The organism is uncultured Shewanella sp. (genome assembly GCF_947495455.1).
GTDB lineage: Bacteria > Pseudomonadota > Gammaproteobacteria > Enterobacterales > Shewanellaceae > Shewanella.
This window is the reverse complement of sequence record NZ_CANLZC010000265.1, coordinates 1-440: the sequence shown is the minus strand read 5'-3', so window position 1 is coordinate 440 and position 440 is coordinate 1. Positions and strand designations below refer to the sequence as shown.

Here is a 440-nt window from a genome sequence, read left to right as displayed (position 1 = left end):
CTGATGAATCCCCAGTTTTTTTACTCACAGGTGATTCCCAGGAAGTTGATTTTATTTGGGAACTTTCATGGCATTGTGTGATCTTTAAGTTCGACCAAAAACAAAAAAACTCAAATGCCATGAAAGTATCAACGATTTTACTACAAGAATTAAAAACTTGCTCTACTCATATTCATCAATCACGTTTGAAAACACTGTGTGCTTTTACTGAATCAGCAATGAAAGACCAAAGAGTGTCAGTCACTTACCTTGGGCGAGGGTTTAAGAAACAATCTAAAACAACAAAAAAACATGATATTAAAAGAGCTGACCGTCTGATCGGTAATACTCATCTACATTTAGACCGCCCTTATCTCTATGAATACATGGCAGATAAGCTGATTGGCAATCAAGTTAATCCACTGATAATCATTGATTGGAGTCCGATTAATGGTAATGAG

At 35.9% G+C, this 440-nt stretch carries 1 pseudogene; it reads left to right on the top strand.

From position 1 onward, the window contains the following. Positions 1 to 119 precede the first annotated feature (119 nt). Positions 120 to 440 (top strand): annotated as a pseudogene (locus Q0791_RS25070) (IS4 family transposase); the annotation flags it as partial.